Source organism: Rhodopseudomonas palustris (genome assembly GCF_007005445.1).
Taxonomy (GTDB): domain Bacteria; phylum Pseudomonadota; class Alphaproteobacteria; order Rhizobiales; family Xanthobacteraceae; genus Rhodopseudomonas; species Rhodopseudomonas palustris_G.
In genome coordinates, this window is the sequence record NZ_CP041387.1 from 1213967 (window position 1) to 1226260 (window position 12294).

At 66.0% G+C, this 12294-nt stretch carries 8 protein-coding genes; 7 read left to right on the forward strand and 1 reads right to left on the reverse strand.

Features of this window, described 5'->3' with window-relative positions:
• The first annotated feature begins 24 nt into the window (after positions 1 to 24).
• Both FLL57_RS05560 and FLL57_RS05565 read left to right on the forward strand, forming a co-directional pair.
• The gene (locus tag FLL57_RS05560) at positions 25 to 3870 is read left to right on the forward strand and encodes a baseplate multidomain protein megatron (RefSeq protein ID WP_235677217.1); all 3846 of its coding nucleotides are present in this window, start codon (positions 25 to 27) and stop codon (positions 3868 to 3870) included.
• 12 nt (positions 3871 to 3882) lie between these two features.
• Positions 3883 to 5223 carry a DUF2793 domain-containing protein gene (locus FLL57_RS05565; protein ID WP_142882349.1) on the forward strand — a complete coding sequence of 447 codons (1341 nt, stop codon included), beginning with the start codon at positions 3883 to 3885 and terminating at the stop codon, positions 5221 to 5223.
• Positions 5224 to 5234: 11 nt separating this feature from the next.
• Here FLL57_RS05565 and FLL57_RS05570 read toward each other — a convergent pair whose 3' ends face one another.
• Entirely contained in the window at positions 5235 to 7352 is a 2118-nt protein-coding gene (locus FLL57_RS05570) for a radical SAM protein (protein WP_185966189.1), read from the reverse strand.
• 645 nt (positions 7353 to 7997) lie between these two features.
• On the opposite strand from FLL57_RS05570, the gene FLL57_RS05575 reads away from it, so the two are divergent.
• The 5 genes from FLL57_RS05575 (at position 7998) to FLL57_RS05595 (ending at position 12093) form a co-directional block, all read left to right on the forward strand.
• Entirely contained in the window at positions 7998 to 8759 is a 762-nt protein-coding gene (locus tag FLL57_RS05575) for a glycoside hydrolase family 19 protein (RefSeq protein ID WP_142882351.1), read from the forward strand.
• A gap of 2 nt (positions 8760 to 8761) precedes the next feature.
• Positions 8762 to 9334, forward strand: coding sequence for a 3TM-type holin (locus tag FLL57_RS05580; protein ID WP_142882352.1), 573 nt, complete (start codon positions 8762 to 8764; stop codon positions 9332 to 9334).
• Between the two features lie 118 nt (positions 9335 to 9452).
• Positions 9453 to 10127, forward strand: coding sequence for a response regulator transcription factor (locus FLL57_RS05585; RefSeq protein WP_013503271.1), 675 nt, complete (start codon positions 9453 to 9455; stop codon positions 10125 to 10127).
• A 15-nt stretch (positions 10128 to 10142) separates the two neighbouring features.
• Positions 10143 to 11534, forward strand: a complete 1392-nt coding sequence (locus FLL57_RS05590) for a sensor histidine kinase (RefSeq protein WP_142882353.1) — start codon at positions 10143 to 10145, stop codon at positions 11532 to 11534.
• A 94-nt stretch (positions 11535 to 11628) separates the two neighbouring features.
• Entirely contained in the window at positions 11629 to 12093 is a 465-nt protein-coding gene (locus FLL57_RS05595; RefSeq protein ID WP_047307562.1) for an RT0821/Lpp0805 family surface protein, read from the forward strand.
• The last annotated feature ends 201 nt before the right edge of the window (positions 12094 to 12294 follow it).

Sequence of the window (12294 nt, forward strand, 5' to 3'; positions counted from 1 at the left end):
CCTCCGGCTTCACTTTCCATCGGCGTGCCGGCTGAATCCTGGAAGCGTTCGCGCGGTGTCGGCGCGATCGCCGGGCGGATCGCCGGCGCGCTGATCGGCAATGCGCTCGATCAGTCGCTGTTCGGCGGCAGCGACACCTCGCGTGCGGTCGAGGGGCCGCGGCTCGCCGATCTCGATGTGATGGCCTCGACCGAAGGCGCGCCGATCCCGCGGGTCTATGGCCGCGCCCGGCTCGCCGGCCAGGTGATCTGGGCGACCGCGCTCGAGGAGGTGATCAGTGTCGAGCAGAGCACCACCGGCGGCGGAGGCGGCGGCAAGGGCTTCGGTGGCGGCGGGGGCGGGCAGACCACGACCACCACCACGACCTACAGTTACTTCGCCAATTTCGCGGTCGGGCTGTGCGAGGGACCGATCGGCCGGGTGGCGCGGATCTGGGCCGACGGCAAGCCGCTCGATCTGTCCGGCCTCGACGTTCGCGTCCATCGCGGCACCGAGGATCAGGCGCCGGACGGGCTGATCGTCGCCAAGCAAGGCGCCGGCAATACGCCGGCCTATCGCGGGCTGGCCTATGTGGTGTTCGAGCGGCTGCCGCTCGCCGATTTCGGCAACCGGATTCCGCAATTGTCGTTCGAGATCGTGCGGCCGATCGGCCGGCTCGAACAGCTCACCCGCGCGGTGACGCTGATCCCCGGCACCACCGAATTCGGCTACGAGCCGGCGACGCGGGTGCAGGTGCTCGGCGCCGGCAGCGCGGCGCCGGAGAACCGCCACGTTTCCTACGCGCCGTCGGATGTGCTCGCCTCGCTCGACGATCTGCAGGGCGTCTGCCCCGGGCTGCAGCGCGTCGCGCTGGTGGCGGCGTGGTTCGGCACGGACTTGCGCGCGCAGGCCTGCACCGTCGAGCCCGGCGTCGAGCGCCGCGACAAGAAGCTCGACCGGGGCAACTGGTCGGTGGCCGGCGCAACGCGCGGCAGCGCGCGGCTGATCTCGCAGGTCGACGGCCGGCCCGCCTATGGCGGCACGCCGTCCGACGACAGCGTGGTGCATCTGATCGGCGAACTGAAAGCACGCGGGCTGAAGATCACGTTCTATCCGTTCGTGGTGATGGACGTGCCGGCCGGCAACGGCCTGCCCAATCCGTGGACCGGCGCCGCGCCGCAGCCGCCTTATCCCTGGCGCGGCCGCATCAGTTGCGATCCGGCGCCCGGCGTGCCGGGCTCGCCGCAGGGCACCGCGACGGCCGCCGCGCAGGTGGCGCAGTTCTTCGCCGGCGGCGCCTGGAATTATCGCCGGATGATCCTGCACTACGCGCAGCTCTGCGCCAATGCCGGCGGCGTCGATGCGTTCCTGATCGGCTCGGAGCTGCGCAGCCTGACCCGGGTGCGTTCGGGGCCGGGCGTGTATCCGGCGGTGCAGCAGCTCGTCGCGCTCGCCGCCGACGTCAAGGCGATCGTCGGCGGCGGCACGCTGGTAAGCTATGCGGCCGACTGGACCGAATACGGCGCCGACGTGGTGACGCCGGACGGCTCCGAGATCCGGTTTCCGCTCGATCCGCTGTGGGCCTCGCCCGCGATCGGTGCGATCGGGATCGATTACTACGCGCCGCTTGCCGACTGGCGCGACGACGCCGGCCATCTGGACTCGGCGATCGCCGCCACCAGCTACGACCGCGCCTACCTTGCCGGCAACGTCGAGGCCGGGGAGGGCTACGACTGGTACTACCCGGATGCGGCAGCGCGTGCCGCACAGGCGCGGGTGCCGATCACCGACGGGCTCGGCAAGCCGTGGATCCACCGCGTCAAGGACATCCGCAGCTTCTGGTCGCAGCCGCATCACGAGCGGGTCGGCGGCGCCGAGCTGGCCGCGCCGACCGGCTGGGTGCCGATGAGCAAGCCGGTGTGGCTGACCGAGGTCGGCTGCCCGGCGGTCGACAAGGGCGCCAATCAGCCGAGCGTGTTTCCCGATCCGAAATCGAGCGAGAATTTTGCTCCGTATTTCTCCAGCGGCGAGCGCGACGATCTGATCCAGCGCCGCTATCTCGAATGCCTGATCACGGCGTTCAGCGCCGAGACCCGCAACCCGGTGTCGCCGCTGTATGGCGGGCGGATGATCGACCTGTCGGCGATCCATCTGTGGACCTGGGACGCGCGGCCCTATCCGGTGTTTCCGGCCGCCGACGATGTGTGGAGCGACGCGCCGAACTGGACCAGCGGGCACTGGCTGACCGGCCGGCTCGGCGGCGCGCCGCTCGATGCGCTGATCGCCGCGCTGCTCGCCGATGCCGGTGTCAGTGGCGTCGACAGCAGCGATCTGCGCGAGGGCTGCGACGGCTATGTGATCGACCGACCTATGTCGCCGCGGGCGATGATCGAGCCGCTGGCGCTGGCCTACAGCTTCGATGCGGTCGCGGCCGGCGGCACGCTGCGCTTCGTGCAGCGCGGCGGCGCGCCGGCGATCGAGCTGAACGACGACGATCTGGTGCTGCCCGACAAGGGCGCGCCGTGGCGGCTGACGCGGGCGCAGGAGACCGAGCTGCCGCGCGAAACCGCGATCGCCTACAGCGATGCGCTGGCCGATTATCGCCGCGCCGCCGCTGGCTCGCGGCGGCTGGTGGGGGGCGCGGCGCGGATGGTGAAGGCCGATCTCGCGGTCGTCACCAGCGACGCCGCGGCGACCCGGCGCGCCGAGATCGTGCTGCAGGATCTATGGGCCGGCCGCGAGCGCGCCAGCTTCGCACTGGGCTTGCAGCATCTGCGGCTCGCGCCCGGCGACGTGGTGGCGCTGACGCTCGCCGGCCGGCGGCGGCTGGTCGAGATCGACGAGGTGGTCGACACCACTACGCGGCAGATCGCGGCGCGCAGCATCGATCCCGACGTGTTCGCGCTGCCGCAGCGGATGCCTCGGCCGGCGGCGGCGGCGATCCCGCCGGCACTCGGCCCGGCCGAGGTGATCGCGCTCGACCTGCCGGTGATCGACTCTGCTGCGCCCGACGTGCTGACCAGGCTCGCGGTGTTCGCCAATCCGTGGCCGGTGGCGGAGACGATCTACGTCTCGGCCGACGGCGCCAGCTATCAGCCGCTGGCCAGCGCGCCGGCGCGCACCATCGTCGGCACCACGCTCGATCCGCTGCCGCGCGGGCCGCTGGCGCGGTGGGACCGCGCCACGACGTTTCGGGTGCGGATCGGCGACGGCGCGCTGGCCTCGCTGTCGGAACTGCGGGTGCTCGCCGGCGGCAACGCCGCGGCGGTGCAGACCCCGGACGGCGGCTGGGAGATCCTGCAATTCGCCAATGTCGAACTGATCGACGGCAACACCTTTCGCTTGTCGCATCTGCTGCGCGGCCAGGCCGGCAGCGACGGCGCGATGCGCGATCATGTGCCGGAAGGCGCGCGGTTCGTGCTGCTCGATCACCATCTGGTGCCGATCGCACGCGGGCTGTCGGCGCTCGGCCGCAGCCTGCGGCTGCGCGTCGTCGCAAGCGGGCGCAGCCATGACGATCCGAGCGCGGTCGAGCTGACCGTGACGCCGGGGCCGACCGCATTACGGCCGCTGGCGCCGGTGCATCTTTCCGCGCGCCGCACCGCCGGCGGCATTCAGCTCGGCTGGATTCGCCGCACCCGGATCGACGGCGACGGCTGGGGCGTCGAAGTGCCGCTCGGCGAGGACGGCGAAGCCTACACGCTCGACATCCTCGGCGCCGGCGGCGCGGTGGTGCGGACGATGCAGACTGCGCTGCCGCAGGCGCTATACGCCGCCGCCGCCGAGCTCGCCGATTTCGGCGCGCCGCAGACCTCGCTCACCATCCGGGTCGCACAGCTCTCCGCCACCGTCGGGCCGGGCTTCGCCGCGACCGCCACTTTCGCGCTGTAGGAGGCTCCGATCATGACCGCCACCGCCAATCTCGGGCTGCCCTTCATCGAGGCGGCGCAGGCGCAGAAGCACGTCACTCACAACGAGGCGCTGCGCATCCTCGACGCCGCGATCCAGATCGCGGTTCTCGACCGCAACCGCAATGCGCCGCCGCCGAACCCGGCCGAAGGCGCGCGCCACATCGTCGGCGCCGGCGCGACCGGCGCCTGGAGCGGCCGCGACGATGCGATCGCGAGCTGGCAGGACGGCGCCTGGGCGTTCCTGGTGCCGAAACCGGGCTGGTGCGTATGGTCGGTCGCCGACGACGTGCTGCTGGTCTATGGCGACGGCTGGCGCGATCTGCGGGACCTGCGGGTGTCGCTCGACAACGCCGCGCGGCTCGGCGTCGGCACCACCGCGGCGGCGCCGAACCTGCTCGCCGTCAAGTCGAACGCCGCGCTGTTCACCGCGATCGAGCCGGCCGCGGGCGGCAGCGGCGACATCCGTGTCCAGCTCGCCAAGGCCGGCGCGGCCGATACCGCCTCGGTGGTGTTCTCCAACGCCTATTCGGGCCGCGCCGAATTCGGCCTGATCGGCGCCGATGCGTTCAAGCTCAAGGTTTCGGCCGACGGCGCGAACTGGACCGAGGCGCTGACGATCGATCCGGCCGGCGGCGCCTGCGCGCTGCCGCGCGCCCTGGCGCTGACCGGCGTCGCCGCGCCGCCGCAGCTTGCCGCCGATCAGAACGACTACGCGCCGGCCGGGCTCGGCGCGGCCTCGGTGCTCCAGCTCTGGTCGGATACCGCGCGCAGCCTGACCGGGCTGGCCGGCGGCACCGAGGGCCGCATCGTCTGCATCGTCAATGTCGGCAGCCAGCCGCTGACGCTGGCCAGCGACAGCGCCGCCTCGGCGGCGGCGAACCGGTTCTCGCTCGGCGGCGACATCGCGATCAGCGGCAAGCAGGCCGCGCTGCTGCGCTACGACGCTGCCGCCGCGCGCTGGTTCCTGATCGCCGGCGGGATCGATCGCGGCGCCTGGACGCCGTACACGCCGACCGTGACGCCGGGCGGCGGCAGCTTCGGCGCCGTCACCGCCACCTACAAGCGCATCGGCAAAACCGTCTTCCTCCGCGTCAGCATCGCGGTCGCCAACATCGGCAGCGCAGTGTCGTACTTCTACGTCACCCTGCCGCCGGGGATGACTCCGTCGGGGCACTGCATTCTGGCGGCGAACAACGTCAGTACCAACGTCCTGATGGTGGCATCGGCGGCGGCTGGATCTAGTATCATCGTATTTACGAAGTTTGACAATAGCGGTATCGGAGTGGCGTCTGGGCAGACGGTTGCTGCGACTGGAATCGTCGAAATTGCTTGATTTTCAGAATACTAAGCCACCATTGCGGGTTGGCCTGCGAAGTAAACAGTACGTCCGGAGTAGCGGATTGCTCGTCTCTTTCCGCTCACGAGGCGAACGCCGATTTCGTACTCTCCCGCGGGCAGATGGCGGCCGTTCAGTGAGAACGAAAAGCCGCTCTTTACAAGATTCCGACCGAGAGCTTCAGCTACATCTGGTCGCGATACCTGTTCTGCATCGAAGAAGGTGCGCTTATTGTTTGATAGCGATTTCAACACAACGAAAATCTTCTCTGGCACTTGCCCGCCCGCCAAGTATGCCCATCCGTGAACCACGACGTCGTTACCCCCTTCAAGGAGGTCGATTGAGTACTTGATGGCCTCCTTGGGCTGTCGAGCAATCTCAATAAATTGGTTCGTAAAGTCAGTTACAGAGCTGTTTGGCGAGTCTACTCTTATCCCGACTTGATAACGACCGAATGGCAGTCGTCTTCCGCTCGGATGCAGGGAGAACCCACATTCCGCCAAACCCGGTTGCGCCAGAGCGTCAGCTACGTCCGGGCGACTTATTGGATTCGTCTCGAACTGGAAGCGTTTGTTGTGGCCATCCTTTTTGAGGACGATCGATACTTTCCCAACTTGATGCCCTGATTTGATGAATGCCCATCCGAAAGCAGAGATTCCATTCTCGTCAGTTGTCAATGAATCGAAGTAATAATCAATCGGATTGATTTTGTCGTAGAAGTCCTGGAAAGTCGAGAAGCTAACACCTTGCTTCTTGAGGCGGTCCGACCTCAGGATGCCAATGAAGTCTTGGTGTTCAGGGTGGGAAGTGCCAAAGACATCGGCCTTCTCGAACTTTGCGGGGTCGGTGTAGACGCCGTATGGAAATAGCCTTTGAAATATGACGCCATCGACTGCAAGGCGTTGACCAAGCTCAACAAAATCTTCCATTTCTCGGAAGTTGTCGGCCTGTACTACGCACTGTATCAAGAAGGTCGAGAATATGCCCCTTTGACGCAGTGTCGATATAAATTCCAGATTCTTCATGAGTTTGTCGAAATCGCCAAGCTTTCTCACCTTTGAGTAAGTGTCTCTGTTTGCTGCATCAACCGAAACGCTGATGCTGCCAAACATTGAGTGTAGATGTTCGTAGCTGGCCCATGTCTGAGGAGTTAGAAGAGCTGCGTTTGTTATGAGGTCGATTGTCAGGTCGGGTGAGTTTTCCTTACAAACGAGCTTCAGTAATTTTCTGTAGTGGCGACTGAAGAATGGGTCTCCATATCCTGAGACCGAAAGTCGCTTGGATTTGCTTAGCAACTCAAGGAGGTATGGAAAGCGCTGATCTAGTTGTTCAGTAGCAATTTTCGGATGGGCGATCAGTTCGCTGCGGCAGCTTGGACAGGCGAGGTTGCAGCTCGCGTCGTGTTCGAACACAAGTTCAAGGCCGTGTGGTTCGATTTTGACGAGGTTTTGCTCGATGATTTGGGCAATGCGAGTGTCTTCAATAGCTGCGTCTTCTCGAGTGGGAAGCGACCCGCCGACGATGAAAGAGCAGCTTGTCTTGTCGCAATAGGTGAATGCTCCACTTAGAATGGATTTGCGAAACTCGATCGATGATTTTGAGTTCCAATCAAATATTTGGTCATCGATTGAGCCAGCCCGCAGGGGGCTGAATGCTAGGCAGCAGTGATGTGTCTCTCCTGACTGGTTCGTGTAGAGTTTTGAGAATGGATAAGAACAAAAACGTCCCAACAATTGATCGTGGTTGAATTGTCCTGCTTTCCCAGAGAGTTCGTCGCAGTATAGTTGTGCGACTAAATTGATATTGCAGAGGTGTTTGGCGGCTCTAAAACTGGAGAGTGCCTTAACGTGGCGTCCGGCTACCAGATTAAGAAAGCCGCGCCATAAATTAAGGAGTGCGCCGACTCGATTGGGATTGCGATGGATTGTGATCTGAGTCTTTTCATTCTCTGCTAATTTGTCGACTACTCGGAACCCGGCGGACATGCCGTGAGATGAGCAGATTAAATACAGAAGTAATTGACCAATAGAAAATTCTGGATCGTCATCGTTCTCAACAACAGGGTTAACCTTCCTGTGTTGTTCGAAATCTTGCGTCATGGCGCGTGATGCCATGAAGTCGGCCATACAAGCGGTGAATTCTGAGGCCAAGCCTGGAATGTCCGCTGACTGACTGTGATGACGCGCCCGGACCTTAGTGAGTCGATCGAGGCACTGGTCGTGAATCGTAGACAGTCTGGTTAGGTGATTTGTGAGGCGGGAGTTCATCAAAGGATTTCTGATGAAATCCTCATTCTCAAGGAATTTGTCCCTCGCGGTCCTCCGGCTCGATGGATGTTGCCGGCGACTCTTTGCTCTATTGAATTCGTTTCGGTAGTTGGCGATTTGGTGTTCGCTAACCGAATTGCTCAAGTACAAATGTTCGGCAACCACAAAAGCCTCCGCGCGGGCAATGAGACGAAAAACTGTCGTCTCCGAATCCTCTTCGAAAATGCGATCGCATAATACTGATTTCGGGTGCCCAATAGCAATTGTCGCATAGTTTGTTGTGACGATGTATTAGATGTTTGTGGTATCTATGTAGCTGTTAGGTATTTTTGGACCGCTCTTCATTGGTATTTAGTTCTGGGGGCGGGTTGCGTATCGGCGAAGATGGGGACGTTGTCGGACTGCTGTCCGACATGATCATCCCTCGCGCTCCTTTCCATCTCTCACTCATCACCAACCGGCGTGCGTCGTCGCTTCGGCGGGCGCCGTGGCGGAGGTTTTGGCATGTCCGATTTCGGAACCGAGTTGATCCGGCTGTGGCCGGACGGCGATCGGAAGATCGCCGGGCTGCGCGCCGGGATGATCGCTTCGGCCGACAAGGTGTTCGCTCGCCACGGTATCGATACGCCGCTGCTGGTCGCGCATGTGATGGCGCAGGTCAGCCACGAATGCGGGGCAGGGCGCGACGTGGTCGAGAACCTGAACTACACGGCGGCGCGGATGATGCAGGTGTGGCCGTCGCGGTTTCCGACGCCGGCCAGCGCAGCGCCTTACGCGCACAATCCGGAGGCGCTGGCCGCCAAAGTCTACAACGGGCGGATGGGCAACGCGCCGGGCTCGGCCGACGGCTGGACCTATCGGGGCCGCGGCGCGGTGCAGACCACCGGGCGCGACGGCTATGCCCGGCTCGCCCGGGTGACCGGGCTCGACCTCGTCCGCCGGCCCGACCTCGTCAACGACCCGCGGCATTTCCTCGCCTGCGGCGTCGCCGATTTCGTCGCCTGCGGCTGCCTGCCGTTCGCCCGCGCCGACGATGTCGTCGGCGTCACTCGGCGGCTGAACGGCGGCACCATCGGCCTCGCCGCACGCAAGGCGTGGCTGGCGCGCTGGAAGGCGGCGCTGGGCGGTGCGCCGGTCATCGCCGCTTCGCCGCCGCTCGCGCCGGAGCTGCCGACGTCGCCGCCGCAGCAGCCGCCGCAGCAGCAGCGGCCGTCGCGGCTCGCCACCTTCATCGCCGCGCTGGCCGCGGCCTTCAAGAGGAGCTGATCATGGATTGGAGCGATCTCGCCAAACAGGTGATCGGGCTCGGCGCGCCGATGCTCGGCACCGCCCTCGGCGGCCCGCTCGGCGGCGCCGCCGGCAAGATCCTGTCCGAAGCCCTCGGCGCGCCGGCGCCGACGCCGGATGCGGTGCAGGCGACGTTGCCGCAGGCGGCGCCGGACCGGATCGCCGAGGCCGAAGCGCGCTGGTGCGAGGCGATCCGCGCCGAAGCCGAGACCCAGCGCGTCGCGATCACCGAGACCCAGTCGACGATCCGCGCCGAGATCGCCGCCAGCGATCCGGTGCAGCGTTGGTGGCGGCCGGCCTATGCGTTCGAACTCACCGCCGAATGCGGCGCGCTGTGGGCGGTGCTGGTGCACGAATTCTGGACCGGCGACGTCGTCACCATCAACGCGCTGGTCGGCGCCACCACGCTCCTGGTCGCCTATTGGGGTTTCCGATTCGGCGTGCTAGGCGTCTATGTCAGCGGCCGGACCCGTGAAAAGGTCTGCGCCGCCACCGGGCAGGACGGCCCGAGCGTGATCGACAGGCTGGTCAAAGCGGTCGTGAAGAAAAAGTAATCCGGCGCGCGCGCCGTCGTTCACCGCGCATTCACCCCGCCGCCGCTCATCTTCACTTCCGTCAGGTCGTCAGGCCGTCAGCGTTCGCTGTCCGTACAACTAACCACCGGAGTCGAAGGTGCGTCTGCTCGTCGTCGAAGATGACCCCGATCTCAACCGCCAGCTCACCACCGCGCTGACCGACGCCGGTTACGTCGTCGACCGCGCCTTCGACGGCGAGGAGGGGCACTTCCTCGGCGACACCGAGCCCTACGACGCGGTGGTGCTCGACATCGGCCTGCCGAAGATGGACGGCATCTCGGTGCTGGAGGCGTGGCGGCGCAACAGCCGGGCGATGCCGGTGCTGATCCTGACCGCGCGCGACCGCTGGAGCGACAAGGTGCAGGGCTTCGACGCCGGCGCCGACGACTACGTCGCCAAGCCGTTTCACCTCGAAGAGGTGCTGGCGCGGATCCGGGCGCTGCTGCGGCGGAGCGCCGGCCACGCCCAGTCCGAACTGAGCTGCGGTCCGGTGGTGCTCGACACCCGCACCGGCCGGGTCAGCGCCAATGGCAATCCGGTCAAGCTGACCAGCCACGAATATCGGCTGCTCGCCTATCTGATGCACCACTCCGGCCGGGTGGTGTCGCGTACCGAACTGGTCGAGCATCTGTACGACCAGGATTTCGACCGCGACAGCAATACGATCGAAGTGTTCGTCGGCCGCATCCGCAAGAAGCTCGGCGTCGACATCATCCAGACCGTGCGCGGGCTCGGCTATCTGCTGTCGCCGCCGGCCGCGGACGCGCATTAGCGCGCCGGCGACGCGGTGCCCGCCAAACCCTCCCGCCGCGGCAGCTCGCTCGCCACCCGGCTGTTCCTGTCCGCCACCGCCTGGGTGGTGGTGATCCTGGCGATTACCGGCATCGTGCTGTCGTCGGTGTATCGCGGCGCCTCGGAGCGGGCGTTCGATCGCCGGCTCAATCTCTATCTCCGCACCATCATCGCCGAGGTCGCGACCCCCGACGCCACCCAGGAGGCGTTCCAGTCGATCGGCGAGCCGCTGTTCGATCTGCCGCTGTCGGGCTGGTATTGGCAGGTGGTCCGCACCGACGGCGACAAGCCGGAGACCCGCGCGTCGCGGTCGCTGTGGGACCGCAAGCTGCCCCGGCTCGAGGACCGCGGCATCGAACTCGGCCCCTCCGGCGTCCGTCACGGCTATGTCGACGGGCCGGAAGGCCAGACCCTGCGCATGGTCGAGCGCCCGGTCGATCTCGGCCTCGACGGCAAGTTCGTCGTCACCGTCGCCGGCGACGCCACCGAGATCTTCGAAGAGACCCGCACCTTCGACTACTACCTCGCCGGCACCTTCCTGGCGCTGTCGATCGGGCTGGTGCTGACCACGATCTTCCAGGTCCGGTTCGGCCTGGCGCCGCTGAAACGGATTTCGGATTCGATCGCCGACGTCCGCTCCGGCCGCGCCGAGCGGCTGGAGGGCCGGTTCCCGGTCGAGATCGCGCCGCTGGCGCGCGAGACCAATGCGCTGATCGAAGCCAATCGCGAGATCGTCGAGCGCGCCCGCACCCATGTCGGCAATCTCGCCCACGGCCTCAAGACGCCGCTGTCGGTGCTGGTCAACGAGGCGAGCGCGCGGCCCGGTGATCCCTTGGCCGCCAAGGTGATGGAGCAGGCCGAGGTGATGCGCAGCCAGGTCACCCACCATCTGGAGCGCGCCCGGATCGCGGCGCGGCTGACGGTGATCGGCACCGTCACCGAGGTCGAACCGGTGATCGAGGCGCTGCGCCGGACCATGGAGAAGATCCACCGCGACCGCGCCATCGAGGTTCGCGCCGAGGTCGCCGCCGGTCTCAAGTTCCGCGGCGAGCGCCAGGATCTTGAGGAGATGGTCGGCAATCTGGTCGACAACGCCTGCAAATGGGCGGCCGGAAGGGTGTTCATCGCCGTCGCGGCGGAACCCGCCGACGAGGACGGCGGGCCGCCGAAGCTGCGGATCGTGGTCGACGACGACGGCTTCGGGCTGTCGGCCGAGCAGCGCGCGCTGGTCGCCCGGCGCGGCAAGCGGCTCGACGAGAGCAAGCCCGGCTCCGGCCTCGGCCTCGCCATTGTGGTCGATCTGGCAGCGCTTTACGGCGGCGAACTGAAGCTCGACAACGCCCCGATCGGCGGGCTCAGGGCCGAGCTGACCCTGCCTGCGGCATAACGTGCCGGCCGCTGCCACAGCGTCGCCAGATTTGCATCTTGTTTTCCTTAACGGTTATGGATGTAGGCTGAACGCCTTCGGGGAGCCGTTGGGGATGACGATGACGTTTCGGTGGGGCAAGTCGATGTTGCTGCTCGCCGGCGCGCTGGCGCTGGCCGGATGCGACCGCACGTCGGGGCTGGTCGCCCGGGTGGATTCCTTCACCAGCACCGCGACCTCGGATTTCGGCCGCAATGACGGCAGCGCCGCGGTCGATGCCGCCGCGATGGGCGGTCTGATCGGGCCGAAGATCGGCGCGCTGCTGAATGCCGAAGACCGCCGGCTGGCCTATGCGGCCGAGCTGGAAGCGCTCGATCGCGGCGAATCCGGCGCGCCGGTGGCGTGGAAGAACGCCGCCTCCGGCCGCTACGGCAACATCGTGCCGGGGCCGGCCTATCTGAAACAGGGCGTCACCTGCCGCGGCTTCTCGCATGCGGTGACGGTCGGCCAGCAGATCGAAATCTCCCGCGGCACCGCCTGCCGCGCCCATGACGGCGCACCCTGGACGGCGCAGGGCTGAGGCTGAGGCCATCCGCTGCGTGCTGGAATGTGATGGTTGCCAGCACGTTGGCGGCATGACCGGCAGTTCCGGCGGAGCGTGAATGCGGTGACCTCGCCGGTCACCTCAACCCCTTCTTAATATCGCCGTGGCTATCTCTGGGGACAGCGCCGTGGCGCGACGGGCACCGTGCGACCGGTGCGCTGTTCGACGCGTGCGGAC

Bases quoted from the DNA above. Each gene is read 5' to 3' on its own strand.
- FLL57_RS05580 (WP_142882352.1), top strand. From the start codon at position 8,762: ATGGATTGGAGCGATCTCGCCAAACAGGTGATCGGGCTCGGCGCGCCG.
- FLL57_RS05570 (WP_185966189.1), bottom strand. From the start codon at position 7,352: ATGGCCGACTTCATGGCATCACGCGCCATGACGCAAGATTTCGAACAA.
- FLL57_RS05565 (WP_142882349.1), top strand. From the start codon at position 3,883: ATGACCGCCACCGCCAATCTCGGGCTGCCCTTCATCGAGGCGGCGCAG.
- FLL57_RS05575 (WP_142882351.1), top strand. From the start codon at position 7,998: ATGTCCGATTTCGGAACCGAGTTGATCCGGCTGTGGCCGGACGGCGAT.
- FLL57_RS05595 (WP_047307562.1), top strand. From the start codon at position 11,629: ATGACGATGACGTTTCGGTGGGGCAAGTCGATGTTGCTGCTCGCCGGC.